Origin of the sequence: uncultured Porphyromonas sp. (assembly GCF_915070105.1) — a bacterium.
GTDB lineage: Bacteria > Bacteroidota > Bacteroidia > Bacteroidales > Porphyromonadaceae > Porphyromonas.
Genome location: NZ_CAJZFJ010000052.1, coordinates 1 through 16241 on the forward strand (window position 1 = coordinate 1; position 16241 = coordinate 16241).

Sequence of the window (16241 nt, forward strand, 5' to 3'; positions counted from 1 at the left end):
TAGATGGGTACTACTTCCTTAGGTAGTTCCCTACTTCGTTTGCTCGTATGGTACGAGAGGACTTGGTACTCCTGCCCGTCGGGGGTGGGGTGGTCGTGGTGCTCTGCGTACTGTTACCTCCTTGGTAGTACTTGAGGGCATTGGGTAGGTAGGCTTGGATCTCCTTGATGCGGTTGGCATCGCTGGGGTGAGTACTTAGGAGCTCGTTCTGCTGTGCTCCACCCTTGGAGGCTGACATCTTCTGCCAGAAGTTCACTGCATAGCGAGGATCGTAGCCAGCCATAGCCATGAGGACAAGCCCCATCTTGTCTGCTTCGTACTCTTGCTTACGTCCGAAGGGGAGCATGACCCCTACCTGAGCTCCTAGCCCATAGGCTTGGTTGATGAGGCCACCGAGTAGCTGGGAGCGTGTATTGACGGCAGCACCTAGGATCTGTCCTCCAGCCCGTAGGAGGAGCTGGTTGCTGATACGCTCGTTGGCATGCTTGGCTAGTGCGTGGCTGAGCTCATGCCCCATGACGGCTGCTAGCTCATCATCCGAATGTGGGCCGTTACCCACTAGGTTGAGTAGTCCCGTGTAGACGACGATCTTCCCTCCAGGCATGCAGAAGGCATTGACCTGCTTGCTATCGACGACGTTGAACTCCCAGCTAAGGCTCGAGAGCATGGACTCATAGCCGTTCTGCTTGAGATAAGCATTGGTAGCTGCAGCTAGGCGACGACCTACCTGGGTGACCTTGGCGTTGTAGGTTGTATTGCTACTGAGCTGAGACTGGCTGATGAACTGCTTGTACTGGGTCGCACTCGCACTGAGGATCTCGCCATCGGATACCAGGTTGAGCTGTCTACGTCCTGTGATGGGCACAGAGCCACAGCTGGAGAGTAGGAGTAGGGCAGAGCAGGTGAGCGCTGTGATACTTCTTGAGATTATCTTCATACAATGAATAAAGTCTTAGAGATGAACAATTATCGAACGAGAGGGATCGACTTATAGTATTGTTGCATTGCCTTCAGGTCGATAGCCTCACTGAGGGCAAGGCCAGAGGGGACAGAGTCCAGAGACACGGGGCGTAGACGGTATATAGGCTTCCCCTGGGGGGTACGCTTCTCTACGAAGACGTACTGATAGCTGGGCTTTGTCGTCCAAGTGCCCGTAGTACGATCCCTAAGCAGGGTGAGGGTGAGGAGCATTCCCCCTCGGGTAGCAGCGGGGCGCACTTGGTTGCTAATGAAGTTACCCATCGAATATATAACGAACACCTTAGCCTTCTTGTTCGCAGACTCGATGAAGGCACTCTCCTGCACGACATGGGGATGGCTCCCGATGATCGCATCTACCCCTTGCTCGGAGAGCCATAGGGCTAGGTCTCGCTGTGCTCGGCTGGGGTTCTTCTCATATTCATTCCCCCAGTGGATCTGTACGATCTTGTAGTCTGCCCCTAGGCTGTCGGCACGATGTAGGTCGGAGGCTATCTGCTCTCTACGTATCGTATCTACTAGGGCAGGGTGGGGGATCGGGAGACCGTTGGTGCCGTAGGTGTAGGCTAGTACGGCGATCTTTACCCCATGCACCTCTCTGATGAGAGGGGTGCGGGAGGGACGTTCCTCGGGGGTACGATAGCTCCCTGTCGTCGCTATCCCTAGGCTATCTAGGACGTCTATTGTATGGGTGACACCATAGCCACGGCGGTCGCAGCTATGGTTATTCGCCGTAGTGAGGATATCGAAGCCCACGTCTCGTAGTGCCTCTCCTAGAGCAGTGGGGGAGGAGAACATCGGGTAGCCACTGTAGGGTGTGCCGCCGAAGGTGGTCTCGAGGTTGGCTAGGGCTAGATCTGCTCTCTGGATCTGTTCTTTGACAAGGGCAAAGGAAGGGGCGAAGTCGTAGCGTCCAGCCCCCGTGAGGGCAGCTCGTATCTGAGGCCCGTGGGTCATGATGTCCCCTGCGAAGACGAGCTGTAGAGAGTCTCTCTGCGGTGTGCTCTCCGTGAGGCTGTCGGTCTGCTGAGTCTGCCCCTTGCCCTGACAAGCGGTGTGTAGTGAGCATAGGGTATAGAGGAGTATTATCCCGAGGAGGCGGGTATACTTGGTCATGGTGTAGGAGGTGGTGTGTGGGGTTACTTGTATTCGGGGCGGTACTTCCCGCCCTCTCTATCCTCAAGGATACCTAGATAGCTGATGTAGCGGGAGGGGGCGATACGTCCCTCCTCTACAGCTGTCTGTACGGCGCATCCTGGCTCGTGGGTGTGGGTGCAGTTCCCGAAGCGACAGCTCTTGCTCTCCTCGAAGATCTCGGGGAAGTAGTGTGAGACCTCCGCCTCCTGCATCTCCAGCATGCCGAAGCCCTTGATGCCCGGGGTGTCGATGATATAGCCTCCGTCGTCGGAGGGTAAGGGGATCATCTGGGAGAAGGTCGTGGTGTGCATCCCCTTGGCATGTGCCGTGGATATACTACCCGTACGAAGCTCTACTCCTGGGATGAGGCGGTTGATCAAGGTGCTCTTCCCTACGCCCGAGTGTCCACTGAGGAGGTTGATCTTCCCGCTCATGCGATCTATGAGGGCTTCGACACCCTCACCCGTAGTAGCTGATACTGCATGGCATGGATAGCCGATACTGGAGTAGAGCTGTATGAGCTCCTGCATATACTCCGTAGTCTCGGAGGGATAGAGGTCGATCTTGTTGAAGATTAACTCCGTGGGTACTCGATAAGCCTCTGCTGTGGCGAGGAAACGGTCGATAAAAGTCGTACTGGTCTCCGGGGCAATGATCGTACAGACGAGGAAGGAGGCATCTAGGTTAGCGGCGAGGATATGGGACTCCTTAGATAGATTGGCTGCTCGGCGTATGATGTAGTTACGTCGAGGGAGTATATCTCGGATGTAGTGTGCTGCTTCCTGCCCCGTGTCCTCGCTGAGCTCTATCTCCACGTGATCTCCTACGACAATAGGGTTGGTGGAGCGAAAGCCTCTTAGGCGAAGGTTCCCCTTGGCAAGACATGGGCGCTCTACACCATCCTCACAGAGGACGATGTAGTGGCTCCCAGTGTTCTTGATGACTAGTCCTGTCACGTATGCTGTAGTGATAGAGGCTTGTGGGCTCGCTAGAGGGGGGATCCCTTAGACGGTCATGATCTCCTTCTCCTTGGCTGAGAAGATCTCCTCTACCTTCTTGATGTATCGGTCGTGGAGCTTCTGTACTTCAGCCTCGGCATCCTTGGCGACATCCTCGGGGGTATTGTCCGCCTTGATGCTCTTCTTGATGAGGTCATTGGAGTCACGGCGGGCATTACGGATACTTACCTTGGCATTCTCAGCATCGGCCTTGACCTGCTTGACGAGCTCACGGCGACGATCTTCGGTGAGAGGGGGGATACCGAGGCGGATAAGCTCCCCATTGTTCTCGGGCGTGATGCCGAGAGGGGAGTTGATGATAGCACGCTCGATCTCCTTGATGATGCCCTTCTCCCAGGGGGTGATGACGATGCTTTTGGCATCGGGGACAGAGACTGTGCCTACCTGTGTCAGGGGTACCATGCTACCATAGTACTCGACTAGGATGCCGTCGAGGATCTTGACGTTGGCCTTGCCTGCGCGTACACGGGCTAGAGCCTCCTCGAGGTGCTCAACAGTCTTCTCCATTTGTGCGCCAGCCTGCGCTATTAGTTCCTTTAGTTCGCTCATAGGGGGCAGATGATTCTTATCTATATTTATTGTATTCGTTTGTGTCTCCCTTGTAGGGTGGCTACTGGGCTAGAAGCCCACGTATGTACCGATCTGCTCACCACGCAGTACTCGTAGGAGGTTACCTGGGGTGTCCATGTCGAAGACGATGATCGGTAGGTTGTTCTCTCGGCACATCGTCGTGGCTGTCAGATCCATCACCTTGAGTCCACGGTTGTAGATCTCGTCGTAGGTGATACGGTCAAACTTCGTGGCCGTGGGGTCCTTCTCTGGGTCAGCGGTGTAGATACCATCGACACGTGTTCCCTTGAGCATCACATCGGCTTCGAGCTCGATACCACGGAGCGAAGAGCCCGTGTCTGTCGTGAAGAAGGGATTCCCCGTGCCAGCCGAGAGGATCACTACCTCACCTGCCTCTAGGGCATCCAGCGCACGACGCTTGGAGTAGAACTCCCCGATAGGCTCCATACGGATGGCCGTTAGCACTCTATTCTTTACCCCGAGGGAGGTAAGGGCAGAGCTGAGGGCAAGGCTATTGATGACCGTAGCGAGCATACCCATCTGGTCACCCTGCACACGATCAAAGCCCTGGGTCGCCCCACTGAGGCCACGGAAGATGTTCCCACCTCCGATGACGATAGCGACCTGTATACCTAGGTCTACGGCTGCCTGTATGTCCCGAGCGTAGTCGCTCAGTCGATCGGTGTCTATACCATACTGCTGGGCTCCCATGAGGGACTCACCGCTGAGCTTGAGTAGTACGCGTCTGAAGCTGTTCATTCGATTGCCTATATATAATTATGGTACAAAGAAACGACTTTTGCCCCAATTCCCCCAAATCTCCAGCCCCTGTCATCACCCTAAGCTATCCCCTTTATGCCATGTAGTTGGGGGCAGGCGATGGCGGATAGGGGCAACTAAGCACTCGTCCTTAGCTAGGGGGATAGTGTATGCCATACTCGTGCGAAGGGGGCTAGAATTTAGGGTAGATGCATGAGCTCACTAGAGTTCGAGGACAATGTAGGCGAAAGGCATACCCCGAAGATAGAAGTATCTGCCTCCTAGGTCTAGATATACCAAGTGTAGACCTACTACCTAGGAAGGAAATGTGTACACGCGTGTATACCATTGTGTACTCATGTGTACACTGTTGTATACACGCGTGTACACTACATCGCTCTCGGTATGTCCTCTGTAGGGCTCTCATGTACGTGTTTCTCGGGGGGCTAACACTTGGTGTACCAGAGATACAGTTAAGATACCCTTCGACATGAAGAGATGCCCTACAAAGGACACAACGAGGGGTGCATGCGAGAAGAGCTCATGCATCGCCCTTGAGGGGCTGTCTTTGTAATGTAAAGGGCTACTTTTCTCTCATTCTGCGCCATAGTGGGCAGAGGTGGCCTAGTCTAGCTATGGGCGTGTTAGGTGTCTAAATAAGTGTATATGCTGCTTATTTGGGTAAAATGTCGTATCTTAGAGCCTTGTTAATGGGTGTCTTTCTACGTATACCATCAGGGTGCCGTGGTTAGATACATTATAATAATGGTATAACAAGAATGCTGGATCGAGAAGATAGAATCATAGATATCAATATCGAGGATGAGATGAAGACTGCCTACATAGACTACTCTATGTCGGTCATTGTCTCCCGAGCTCTGCCTGATGTCCGTGATGGATTCAAGCCCGTACATCGCCGTGTGCTCTACGCCATGAACGAGACGGGGAACACCTTTGATAAACCAACCCGAAAGTGCGCTAATGCTGTGGGGGAGGTCTTAGGGAAGTATCACCCCCATGGAGACTTCTCCGTCTATGGTACCCTCGTGCGTCTCGCACAGCCATGGAACCTCCGCTATCCTCTCGTAGAGGGGCAGGGGAACTTCGGGTCTATCGATGGTGACTCGCCAGCTGCTATGCGTTATACGGAGGCTCGTCTGGGCAAGCTAGCCGCAGAGATGCTCCGAGATATCGAGAAGGATACGGTGGACTTCCAGTCCAACTTCGACGATACACGCCTCGAGCCTACCGTCCTGCCTACACGCTTCCCCAATCTCCTCGTCAATGGAGCCGCAGGGATTGCTGTCGGTATGGCTACGAATATGGCTCCACACAACTTGGGTGAGTCTATCGATGCCTGTGTGGCCTATATCGATCACCATGGAGAGATCGATGCCGCAGGGCTGATGAACTATATCAAGGCTCCAGACTTCCCTACGGGAGGCCTGATCTACGGCTACGCTGGTGTGCGTGAGGCCTTCGAGACAGGTCGTGGACGTATCGTCATCCGTAGCCGCTGTGAGATCGAGGAGCACAACAATCATGAGCGTATCATCGTCACGGAGATCCCTTACCAGGTCAATAAGAGTGAGCTCGTCAAGAGCATCGCAGACCTGATCACCGACAAGAAGATCGACGGTATATCGGGGATCTCTGATGAGTCGAACCGCAAGGGGATACGTATCGTCATTGAGGTCAAGCGAGATGCTAACGCAGGTGTCGTCCTGAACAAGCTCTACAAGATGACCGCCCTACAGAGCTCCTTCAGCGTGAACAATATTGCGCTCGTCAAGGGACGTCCTCAGCTACTCAACCTGCGTGACCTCATAGAGCTCTTTATCGAGCATCGCCATGATGTCGTCTACCGCCGTACAGCCTTTGAGCTAAATAAGGCCAAGGAGCGTGCACACCTCCTAGAGGGCTTGATCATCGCAGTAGACAATATCGATGAGGTGATACGTATCATCCGTGCTGCTAGCGAACCTCAGGAGGCTGTAGAGAAGCTCATGGAGCGATTCTCTCTCTCCCTCATACAGGCTCGTGCGATCGTAGATATGCGTCTACGTGCCCTCACAGGCCTAGAGCGTGAGAAGCTGAAGGCTGAGTATGCTGATCTCATGAAGGAGATCGAGCGTCTACAGGCTCTACTAGCAGATAAGGAGCTACGTGCAGCCCTAATCCGTGAAGAGCTCCTCGAGATCAAGGAACGCTACGGGGATGTTCGTCGTAGCGAGATCATCTATGCAGCCGAGGAATTCAACCCTGAGGACTTCTATGCCGATGACGAGATGGTCATTACCATCTCCCATCTGGGCTATATCAAGCGTACTCCTCTCACGGAGTTCCGCACGCAGGCTCGTGGTGGCGTAGGCGCCAAGGGAAGCGATACCCGAGATGAGGACTTCATCGAGTATATCTACTCGGCCTCCATGCACGGGACAATGCTCCTCTTCACACAGATGGGACGCTGCTATTGGCTCAAGGTATACGAGATCCCAGAGGGCGCTAAGGGTGCCAAGGGACGTGCACTGCAGAACCTACTGAATATCGAGTCTGGAGACCGAGTCAATGCCTTCATCTGCGTCAAGAACCTCACGAAGGATCCCGACTTTGTCAATTCGCACTACCTCCTCTTCTGCACCAAGCGAGGGACGATCAAGAAGACCCTCCTAGAGGCTTACTCTCGTCCACGTGCCAATGGGGTGATCGCTATAGACCTGCGTGACGATGACCGTCTCGTAGGTGTAAGCCTGACCGATGGTAATAGTGAGATCCTGCTGGCTAATCGTAAGGGACGTGCCGTTCGCTTCAACGAGCAGACCGTGCGTGCTACTGGACGTAATGCCATGGGGGTACGTGGTATGACACTCGATGACGATAGCTCGGACGAAGTCATCGGTATGATCGCTGTCGCTCAGGATACGCCAGAGAGCATCCTAGTAGTCAGTGAGAATGGCTATGGTAAGCGTTCGCTCGTTGAGGACTACCGTATCACCAATCGTGGTACTAAGGGGGTTAAGACCCTAAATGTGACCGATAAGACTGGGGAGCTCGTAGCCTTCGAGGCTGTGACCGATGAGCACGACCTAATGATCATCAATCGTAGCGGGATCACCATCCGTGTCCATGCCCGTGACATCAGCGTACAGGGGCGTGCCACACAGGGAGTTCGTATTATCGACCTCAAGAAGCGAGGTGACGAGATCGCCTCAGTATGCCGTGTGCTATCTGAGGAAGAGACCGAGGAGACTGAGGCTGCTGTAGAGGTGGCGGAGGTTCCTTCGCTAGAGTCGATCCTCCCCCCTATCGAGACATCAGAGACCGATAACCAGTTGCCCGAAGAGTTCCTAGCAAGAGCTATGGACGAGGAGCTGAATAACTAATTGTACACAACTAAATAGAAACCACAATGAAGAAACTACTTTGCGCTGTGGCGCTAGGTCTAATGACCACAGCAGGAGCCTTCGCTCAGATCGCCAATGTCAAGGCTGCAGAGAAGATCGCGGGATCAGGTGATAAGGCCGACTTCGATGAGGCTCGTCGCCTCATCAAGGAAGCCCTTGCCAACGATGAGACGAAGAACGACCCCTATACTTGGTACGTCGCAGGGCTGATCGACCGTGAGAACTTCAACGTAGAGCAGAAGAAGAGCCTCCTCGATGCATCTGCCGACAAGACCCCTATGTACATGGCTCTGGCTAATGTGATCCCCACTTGGCTTCAGGTGCACACCCTAGAGACCGCTGATGGTAAGGGTAAGCTCAAGTACTCTAAGAAGGTCAAGGAGGCCCTCCTCGTGGACTACCAGCAGCTCCTCAATGCAGGATCCTACTATTTCGATCAGAAGAAGTATGCAGAGGCTGCTGACGTCTTCGACAAGTTCCTCGACGTAAAGCGTTCCGCTCTCTTCGCTGACGAAAAGGCTGTCTCCGAGATCGACTCTCAGGCTATGAATATCGCCTACTATGCGATCGCCTCTGCCTATACAGCTAACGAGTATGGTAAGGCTATCGAAATGAACAAGAAGTTCGGTGACATAGCCCTCAACAAGAAGGAGCTCCTGCAGATGGTAGCTGCCTCCTACCTCGCTAACAAGGACTCTGTCGGTGTCTTCCCCATCCTCATCGAGGGGGATAAGATCGCTCCTGAGATCCCATTCTTCCTAGCTAACATCGTTACGATCTATCAGAACCAAGGCAAGGAAGACGAAGCGATCAAGTATCTAGAGAGCAAGCTCGCTGCTAACCCCTCAGATGCAATGGCTCTGCTGATGACCGGTACTCTCCATGAGCGTACAGACCTCAAGAAGGCTCTCGAATGGTACTACAAGGCTGCTAAGGCTAACCCCGAAGACTTCAATGCTAACCTCTATCTCGGTCAGGCTCTGTATAACTCTGCTGCCAAGCTCTATGAAAATAGCAACATCACTGCAGAGCAGTCAGCTGTCGCAGATAAGCTCCTGAAGGCTGCCATTCCTGCGCTAGAGATCGCCTACAAGAGCAACCCTGACAATGTAAAGGGCCTCCTCGGTAGCATCTACTACCAGCAGAAGATGGACGATAAGAAGACTGCCATCGATAATGGTACTCTTGAGGTCGGTACACCTGCCCTTGGGGATCTAACGGATCTGATCGCATCTATTGACTTCACCGTTGCACCTAAGGAAGAGGCTCCAGCTCCAGCTCAGCCGGTTAAGAAGGCTCCAGCTAAGGCTAAGGCAAAGGGTCGTAAGTAAACCACACGAGTTTACCTAGATCCTCTTCGGTTTTGCCAGCTGACTCCATCAGGAGGCAAGGCGAACCGACATAACGAATAATTTCCCCTCCCCTCCAGTGCCGCTATAAGGGCTGGAGGGGAGGGGTTCTTTTATGGTATCCTATTTCCTAAACGCTCATTCTCTCAATAGGCTTTCTCTTTCTTGCATACATGCTCTCTTGGAGATAGAATATAGAGGAAGAGATGAGCAAGCTTAATCAGGCTGCAGCTATGGAAGATATTCTTAATCAGAATTCGCTATCCTCCTGATGTCTAGGTCTTGGATGTAGTGCCCTGGACAAGAGCAGAGGCGATCCTCCCATACTGGGGAGGATCGCCTCTGCAATGTAGCTTGTTAGGGGAGCTTGTTCGCTAGAGCCCGAGAGATATGCCTACGGAGTACATAGAGGTGGAGGGAAGTCCCTTATCAAGGAAGAGGGGAAGAAGACTGTAGGTTGCATAGATTCCGACAGGAGCACACTTAATCTGTGCTCTTAGGTCTAGGCCGAGGGGGTTGAGGCCAAGGTCTTTGCCTAGGATACGAGGGGTGCGGTAGTCTCCTAGCCATACCTTGGAGCTAGAGGCTGTCCGTAGCTTGAACTCCGCACCGAATGAGAATTCCCAAGGTGAGAGCGACTTTGCCCAGGGGTGTATCCTGAGTGTGAGGGGAAGGGTTAGATAGGTGATATGTAGACTCGAGGTGCGTATACCTTCGGGAGCGGTGTAGTGAATGAGCTTGGTGGCGCCATTATCCTCCTGATAGACGTAGTCCCCACTGAGATGAAGCGAGTTGAACTGCAGGTGGATCCCTGCAGAGAGCGTGACTTTGTGCGAGAGAGTATGGTGGTAGCCTAATAACTGGAACTGATAGCGCAGGGAGCTGCCACGTCTGAGGCCTGTGGTTCCATCGCCTGTCAGAGATACATAACCGATAGAGCCACCACCGATAGTGATGTGGCGCTTGGAATTCGAGCGACTCTGTCCTTTACGAGTAGGGAAGAAGATCTCGGGACGAGGTAGGCGGATGTGCTCTCTCGTGCCCTGCTCTTCGATCCTTCCCTCGCCGTAGATGCCACGGAAGAGGTAGGCAGAGGGGCGTTTTGTACCCGTTGAATCTAGTTGATAGACCTTGATCTCGAGTTGCCCCTTGCTGTCCTTGAGATCGAGGATGTGCTTCCGCCAGTGTATGGTCGTGTCCTGCGGAGCATCCTGCTGTGCTTGTAGGGTGAACGTCGAGGCCGCCAGTAGGAGGGCTGAGAGAAGATACTTGGTGTACATGATGGTAGGATATGAGTATTGTGGTTGTTATTTCCTTATTTCCGTTTTTGGGCTGGGGACTTAGGGGAGAGGATCTTTTGGATGAGCTCCTCTGTCTGGAGTGTTCCCCCGATGCTTACGAGTGTAATCGTCCCATGGGTGTCGTAGGAGTAGAGGAGGTAGCGGTGGATCTTGGAGTCTTTGCTAGAGAAGCGATAGTAAGCACCTATGAGGCGCCCTTGCTCGATCTGCTCCTTGATGATGGCAGCTATCCGTCGGTCTGCGTCTAGGGCTTGTTCTACGTCACTCCACTGAGTCTCTAGCTCTCTACCACTAGGGTGGAGCTGTAGGGTATAGCAGTAGGTGGCATCGTAGCGGGTGAGTAGATCCTTGCCTAGCTCGACATAGACGGCATTCTTGGCGCGACGGTAGCGCTGTATGACCTGCTGTGTCCTTAATGGGGGCTGTACCTCGGTCTGCGCTCTGAGAGTCGGGGAGAGGAGCAGCAGTGTGAGTAGGAGGATGATCTGTCTATACATGATGTGGAAGATGAGACTAATCTAGCTCTATAGAGAGTTGGGGGAGGGGAGTAGATAGGGGGAGGGCAACAGCCTGTAGAGCTTCCTCTGCACGCTGTGCTGCCTCATCCTCATCCTGGATCCTTTCGCCTGCGATGAAGAGGGTAGAGGAGTATTTGACCTTAGAGCGATCGGAGAAAAATAGGTGATACCCGAGAGGGATAGCTAATAAGAGTGCTGCAGCTATCCCTCCCATAAGATAGGGACGAAGGAGCCGAATGCGCACATTTCCTTGCTTCTCGGTCGTAGGTAGGCTCAGCTCAGGTGGAAGAGGTGCCCGTTCATAGCCGATAAGCAGTGGACGTACCTCAGTAAAGAGGGGAATCAGCTCCCGATGCTCAGCAGAGATTCTATCAGAGGCAAAGTAGTCTCGTAGCAAGGACTCTTCCTCGGAGGTGGTCTTGCCTAGGAAGTATCCGTCGATCAGTTCCTCTATCTGATGGGGGGAGAGAGGATGATGGGGGGCGGGGCTATTTGTATCTTGTGCCATAGGGTGCAAAGTCTTTGTGCATGAGCAGTCGTGAGCGCAGGGCAGAGCGTGCACGGCTAAGATTGTTGTAGATCGCTTCGGGGCTCAGCCCTGCGATACGAGCGATTTCCTCTACCTCGTAGCCTTCTACCTCCTTGAGACGGAAGATGAGGCGTTGCTTTGTAGGTAAGCTATCGATAGCAGAGGTGAGTAGCGCCTGTACCTCAGCATGCTCGATCTCGTCCTCTGTCGAGGGAGCTAGGAGGCGATCGGCCTCCTCGATCTCAGCCCGAGGTCTCGTACGTCTGAGGAAGTCTATGGCTTGGTGGTGCACCACCGTGCGACATAGAGCTTCGAGGCTACTGTAGTGCTCCCATTCTTGTCTGTGGACTAAGAGTCTAAGGAGTGACTCTTGGACGACATCCTCGGCATCATCCTGATCCCCGACGATATGTGTCGCCTGGGAGAGGAGCTGAGGACGCAGAGTCTCGAGCAGTTGGGTGAGCCGATTGTAGGACATCGATTGGAGCATTTTTTCTTAGGGAGATAGGGGCTATCTGTCCGTTATCTATAGAGAAGACGCATGAGTTAGGTCAAACCTATCATCTGGGATAAAAATGATGATAAATATGCTTTCTTGAGCTCTGGTTTCCTTTTGCAAATAAGGAAGCCTCATCGCTCTACTAGAGATGAGGGGAGGCAAGTATTGCCAAGTCTCCTAAGTGGGAGTCAGCTGTGAGGTTGGCCCTATCTTAAGCCGAGGAAGAAAAAAGGATGTAGGCAGGTGGATAGATTTAAGGCCGACTATCCTCTGTGCATGGAGGAGTAGATGGATAAAATAAGGAGAGGCTATTCTACCGATGTGCGTCGGATCGAATAGCCTCTCTCGATGATGTATCCCCTCACATGAGGTGTTCAGGGATGGAGGTTAGACTTACTTCTTGTTGAGAACGTACTGTGCAGCTAGCTCGCCAGTAGGCAGTTCCTTCGTCGTCTGGTCTAGTAGGGTGAGGGTGCCAGCAGCTACCTTGTAGTAGGTCTCTAGGTTAGAGGATGGCGTGATGAGGGTTACTAGCCCGTTTGCTTCGAGCTTGTAGGTGCCATTCTCATCCATAGGTTCTACACCAGCCTTGGAGAACTCCTCGTGCTTGCTGTAGGTACCATCAGCGTTGAGGGTGATCTTCGTGGTGACAGAACCATCAGCACCAGGGAGAACACCTTCGTAGGTGCCTACGACATCACCATTAGCCTGGTCAGCTGCGGGCTGAACGGCAGTGGTCATCGTGCTGTCCATAGCGGCGCTATCCGTAGAGGATGCGTCGGTCTTACCCTGGCAAGAAGCGAGGGCGAACGCCATAAAGGCGAAAGAAACAAATACTTTCTTCATAATCTTTATTTGTCTAGTCAAAGTCGTCTACCATGACTGCTCTTTGGGTAGAACGTCAAAGAGGACGAATTCGGATACAAACGTACTAAAAATATTGATATATAGGTATCACCTCTACGTCTAGTCTACCGATAGCTGGTCTATCTCCTCTAACCAAGCCCGTGAGGATACGTCACTTGGCATACGCCAATCTCCCCTAGGCGAGAGGCTTACTCGGCTAACCTTGGGGCCATCAGGTAGACAGTTGCGCTTGTATTGCTGGGAGAAGAAACGACGATAGAATATCTTCATCCAGTGTCGGATCATCTCTGGCGCATACTCATCCTTGAATGCCATCCGAGCTAGGTAGAAAATCTTGCTCGGGGTATAGCCATAACCGAGGAGGTTGTAGAGGAAGAAGTCGTGTATTCTGTAGGGTCCAACGAGATCCTCCGTCTTCTGGTCGATGTTGCCATCGCTATCGGTAGGCTTGAGCTCTGGAGAGATCGGTGTATCGACCACGGCCTGGAGCACCTCGGAGAGCTTCTCGCCGAAGCGAGAGATCTTGGCTAGGTGAGAGACGATGATCTGTACCGCAGTCTTGGGGACTCCTGCATTGACCGAATACATGGACATGTGGTCACCATTGAAGGTGCACCATCCGAGAGCCAGCTCAGAGAGGTCTCCTGTACCGATAACTAGAGCATTATACTTATTGGCTAGATCCATAAGGATCTGCGTGCGCTCTCTTGCCTGTGTGTTTTCGTATACGACATCTTGTATCTCGGGATCATGTCCGATGGTCGCAAAGTGCTGGAGACAGGCCTCTGTGATGTCGATCGTACGTGCTGTCACACCTAGCTGCTCCATGAGGTGTAGGGCATTACTCTTGGTACGCTGGCTGGTACCGAGGCCAGGCATGGTGACTGCGATAATCCCCTCACGTGGTATCCCGAGGAAGTCAAATGCAGCTACGGCGACAAGTAGAGCAAGGGTGGAGTCTAGACCGCCTGAGATCCCCAGTACAGCGTGGCGTGCCCCTACGAACTGTAGGCGCTGAGCAAGGGCACAAGTCTGGATGTCAAACATCTCCTCGGCTCGCTCTCCCTCGGTGCCATTCTGTGGAAAGAATGGGTTCTGCTCGATGGTGCGGTCTATGTCTAGAGACTCCTCCTGACTTCTCAGCTTGAAGGGGATCTCTAGGAGTAGCCCCCGCTCTGTATGGTCGGTGACAGACTCATTGAAGCTATTGGTGCTGATGCGATCATAGTCGATACGGCTGATATCGATGTCACTGATGATCATACGCTCCTCATGGACGAATCGAGGTGTCTCCTCTAGGATCTTCCCGACCTCGGCGATGAACGCCTTCCCAGCAAAGACTGCATCCGTCGTACTCTCTCCATAGCCTGCAGATGAATAGACATAGGCGCATCGGTTCTGAGAGGAGAGTCCACTGATGAGTGAGCGTAGGTAAGTGTTCTTGCCCGCTAGCTCATTGCTAGCAGAAAGGTTGAAGATAATCTGAGCCCCATAGAGCGCAAGTCTAGTGCCTGGGGTATAGGGAGTCCACATATCCTCACAGATCTCGATCCCGATAGACACACCAGACGAACGGAAGAGTACATTGTGTCCGATGGGTACATCAAACTCTCCTATGTGGATGGTCGCTAGCTGTAGATCACGTGCAGGTGCGAACCAACGAGCCTCCTGGAACTCTCGATAGTTAGGCAGATAGGTCTTAGGTATTGCACCGAGTATCTTACCCGACTGTAGGGCTACTGCCGCATTGAAGAGCTGAGCCCCGATGAGAATAGGCATCCCTACGATGACCAGAGGGGGCGTATCGGCTGTACGCTCGGCGAGCTTAAGGAGCGCCTTCTGAGCTTGGTCGATAAGGAAGGGTTGGAGGAAGAGATCACCACAGGTGTAGCCTGTGACGCATAGCTCTGGGAAGGTAATTACCTCTACTCCCTTAGCCTCTGCCTCGAGTATCTGAGCTTCGATACGCTCGATGTTGTACATACAGTCCGCAACTCGGACAAAGGGGACAGCTGCCGCCACCTTGACAAAGCCATGTTTCATAGATATGCTTCTTGTTTCTTGTAAATAGAGAATCGTATTGTGACTAGGGGACAATCCTATCCCGCATGATTGGCCACTCCCTGCTGTACCATAGCGATTACATCGATGAGATTCTTTGCGATGAACTTGACAGAGATAGCTAGGAGTACAACGCCGAAAAACTTACGGAGAATATATACCCCATTAGCTCCTAGAAGACGGTCCAAGACAGACACGTAGCGCAGGACAAGGTACACGATCACCATGTTAAGTATGATACTTATGGCGAGGTTAATCATAGCCATCCCATCAGCACGTAGGGTGAGGAGTGTCGTGAATGAGGCTGCCCCAGCGAAGAGGGGAAAGACAAGGGGGACAAAAGTCGAATTGCCATTAGAGTCCTCCGACTTGAAGATCTCGATGCCGAAGATCATCTCCACAGCCATGACGAAGAGTACAATACCCCCCGCTACACCGAAGGTCGATATGTCTGCCCCGAAGGATCCTAATAGAGGCTCTCCTGCAAGAAGGAAGGCAATGAGGATAATCCCCGAATAGATACCGACCTGTGAGGCTTGATAGACCTGTCCCTTTGACTTTAGGGATAGGATGATGGGGATCGCTCCGATGATATCGATCGTGACGAATAGCGTAAGGAAGGACTTGTAGATCTGATCTAGGCTGAGGGCAGAGAACTCATGCCCTAGGGTGCTTAGGAACTCCCCGAAACTTGTACTAAGTAGTGTAGCGGTCATAGTGATACGTCTTATGTAGTAGTAATGAATGCATAGCTAAGCGGGGATATCCCTCGATGAAGAATATCCCCGCTAAGAGAGCGGTAGGCGAGGCTCGAACTCGTGACCCTCAGCTTGGGAAGCTGATGCTCTACCAACTGAGCTACTACCGCAGTCTTGGATCCCCCTCTTGGGGTTTCTCTGGCGCAAAGGTAGTAAGAAGTTTTTATTACTACAATAGTCGTACTGGCTCTAGCTCACGGACTATGCCTACCTGCTCCGATGAGACTCCTAGAGGAGATGCTATATGAGTGTCTTGCTTAGGGTATGTAATGTGCTCTATACAAATATGAAAGCAACAGGTGGAGTAAGGGGTATTCTATCAGGGCCGACGTATGATCTCGTTCGCACACTCCTGCCTTTGGATCTTCGGGGGTATTATTTCATAGCCCAGGGAGCCTTAGCCCATCACTAAAGATCCTAGGTATTATCCCTAAGGGATAGACATACAAGCGAGCCCTACAGAGGAGATACTTAGAGCGCACTTGTGTACAC

General features: G+C 52.7%; 14 protein-coding genes and 1 tRNA gene. 2 read left to right on the forward strand and 13 right to left on the reverse strand.

Going from position 1 to position 16241, the window contains the following annotated elements; genetic code table 11:
* Window positions 1-10: 10 nt before the first annotated feature.
* From QZ554_RS06140 to pyrH, 5 genes are all read right to left on the reverse strand, one after another.
* Window positions 11-937, reverse strand: a complete 927-nt coding sequence (locus QZ554_RS06140) for a M48 family metallopeptidase (protein ID WP_297195053.1) — start codon at window positions 935-937, stop codon at window positions 11-13.
* Between the two features lie 29 nt (window positions 938-966).
* Window positions 967-2094 carry a CapA family protein gene (locus QZ554_RS06145; protein WP_297195055.1) on the reverse strand — a complete coding sequence of 376 codons (1128 nt, stop codon included), beginning with the start codon at window positions 2092-2094 and terminating at the stop codon, window positions 967-969.
* Between the two features lie 23 nt (window positions 2095-2117).
* The gene (gene rsgA / locus QZ554_RS06150) at window positions 2118-3071 is read right to left on the reverse strand and encodes a ribosome small subunit-dependent GTPase A (RefSeq protein ID WP_297195057.1); all 954 of its coding nucleotides are present in this window, start codon (window positions 3069-3071) and stop codon (window positions 2118-2120) included.
* Between the two features lie 48 nt (window positions 3072-3119).
* Window positions 3120-3683: a ribosome recycling factor gene (gene frr / locus QZ554_RS06155; protein ID WP_297195059.1), complete on the reverse strand. Its 564-nt coding sequence runs from the start codon at window positions 3681-3683 to the stop codon at window positions 3120-3122.
* 69 nt (window positions 3684-3752) lie between these two features.
* The gene (pyrH, locus tag QZ554_RS06160; protein WP_297176187.1) at window positions 3753-4463 is read right to left on the reverse strand and encodes a UMP kinase; all 711 of its coding nucleotides are present in this window, start codon (window positions 4461-4463) and stop codon (window positions 3753-3755) included.
* Window positions 4464-5242: 779 nt separating this feature from the next.
* Between pyrH and gyrA the strand changes: the two genes are divergently transcribed.
* A complete protein-coding gene (gene gyrA / locus QZ554_RS06165) occupies window positions 5243-7846 on the forward strand; it encodes a DNA gyrase subunit A (RefSeq protein ID WP_297195061.1) in 2604 nt (867 codons plus the stop codon).
* Between the two features lie 26 nt (window positions 7847-7872).
* Complete coding sequence (locus QZ554_RS06170) at window positions 7873-9198, forward strand: tetratricopeptide repeat protein (RefSeq protein ID WP_297195063.1); 1326 nt, start codon at window positions 7873-7875, stop codon at window positions 9196-9198.
* A 392-nt stretch (window positions 9199-9590) separates the two neighbouring features.
* Here the strand turns inward: QZ554_RS06170 and QZ554_RS06175 are convergent, their stop codons facing one another.
* From QZ554_RS06175 to QZ554_RS06210, 8 genes are all read right to left on the reverse strand, one after another.
* Window positions 9591-10496 (reverse strand): hypothetical protein, encoded by a 906-nt coding sequence (locus QZ554_RS06175; protein ID WP_297195065.1) that lies wholly within the window; start codon window positions 10494-10496, stop codon window positions 9591-9593.
* A gap of 35 nt (window positions 10497-10531) precedes the next feature.
* Window positions 10532-11014 (reverse strand): hypothetical protein, encoded by a 483-nt coding sequence (locus QZ554_RS06180; protein WP_297195067.1) that lies wholly within the window; start codon window positions 11012-11014, stop codon window positions 10532-10534.
* A gap of 16 nt (window positions 11015-11030) precedes the next feature.
* A complete protein-coding gene (locus QZ554_RS06185) occupies window positions 11031-11543 on the reverse strand; it encodes a hypothetical protein (RefSeq protein ID WP_297195068.1) in 513 nt (170 codons plus the stop codon).
* The gene (locus tag QZ554_RS06190) at window positions 11524-12042 is read right to left on the reverse strand and encodes a sigma-70 family RNA polymerase sigma factor (RefSeq protein WP_297195070.1); all 519 of its coding nucleotides are present in this window, start codon (window positions 12040-12042) and stop codon (window positions 11524-11526) included. Before QZ554_RS06190 ends, QZ554_RS06185 begins: the two co-directional genes overlap by 20 nt.
* A gap of 414 nt (window positions 12043-12456) precedes the next feature.
* Window positions 12457-12909, reverse strand: a complete 453-nt coding sequence (locus QZ554_RS06195) for a copper resistance protein NlpE (protein ID WP_297195071.1) — start codon at window positions 12907-12909, stop codon at window positions 12457-12459.
* 120 nt (window positions 12910-13029) lie between these two features.
* Complete coding sequence (locus tag QZ554_RS06200) at window positions 13030-14973, reverse strand: NAD(+) synthase (RefSeq protein WP_297195073.1); 1944 nt, start codon at window positions 14971-14973, stop codon at window positions 13030-13032.
* Between the two features lie 56 nt (window positions 14974-15029).
* The gene (locus QZ554_RS06205) at window positions 15030-15707 is read right to left on the reverse strand and encodes a MarC family protein (protein ID WP_297195075.1); all 678 of its coding nucleotides are present in this window, start codon (window positions 15705-15707) and stop codon (window positions 15030-15032) included.
* 79 nt (window positions 15708-15786) lie between these two features.
* A tRNA-Gly gene (locus tag QZ554_RS06210) sits at window positions 15787-15859 on the reverse strand.
* Window positions 15860-16241: the final 382 nt, after the last annotated feature.

Coding starts and splice junctions, on each gene's coding strand:
- QZ554_RS06145 (WP_297195055.1), bottom strand. CDS start 2,094: ATGACCAAGTATACCCGCCTCCTCGGGATAATACTCCTCTATACCCTA.
- QZ554_RS06175 (WP_297195065.1), bottom strand. CDS start 10,496: ATGTACACCAAGTATCTTCTCTCAGCCCTCCTACTGGCGGCCTCGACG.
- pyrH (WP_297176187.1), bottom strand. CDS start 4,463: ATGAACAGCTTCAGACGCGTACTACTCAAGCTCAGCGGTGAGTCCCTC.
- QZ554_RS06140 (WP_297195053.1), bottom strand. CDS start 937: ATGAAGATAATCTCAAGAAGTATCACAGCGCTCACCTGCTCTGCCCTA.
- QZ554_RS06205 (WP_297195075.1), bottom strand. CDS start 15,707: ATGACCGCTACACTACTTAGTACAAGTTTCGGGGAGTTCCTAAGCACC.
- QZ554_RS06190 (WP_297195070.1), bottom strand. CDS start 12,042: ATGTCCTACAATCGGCTCACCCAACTGCTCGAGACTCTGCGTCCTCAG.
- QZ554_RS06185 (WP_297195068.1), bottom strand. CDS start 11,543: ATGGCACAAGATACAAATAGCCCCGCCCCCCATCATCCTCTCTCCCCC.
- QZ554_RS06180 (WP_297195067.1), bottom strand. CDS start 11,014: ATGTATAGACAGATCATCCTCCTACTCACACTGCTGCTCCTCTCCCCG.
- frr (WP_297195059.1), bottom strand. CDS start 3,683: ATGAGCGAACTAAAGGAACTAATAGCGCAGGCTGGCGCACAAATGGAG.
- QZ554_RS06200 (WP_297195073.1), bottom strand. CDS start 14,973: ATGAAACATGGCTTTGTCAAGGTGGCGGCAGCTGTCCCCTTTGTCCGA.
- QZ554_RS06170 (WP_297195063.1), top strand. CDS start 7,873: ATGAAGAAACTACTTTGCGCTGTGGCGCTAGGTCTAATGACCACAGCA.
- QZ554_RS06195 (WP_297195071.1), bottom strand. CDS start 12,909: ATGAAGAAAGTATTTGTTTCTTTCGCCTTTATGGCGTTCGCCCTCGCT.
- gyrA (WP_297195061.1), top strand. CDS start 5,243: ATGCTGGATCGAGAAGATAGAATCATAGATATCAATATCGAGGATGAG.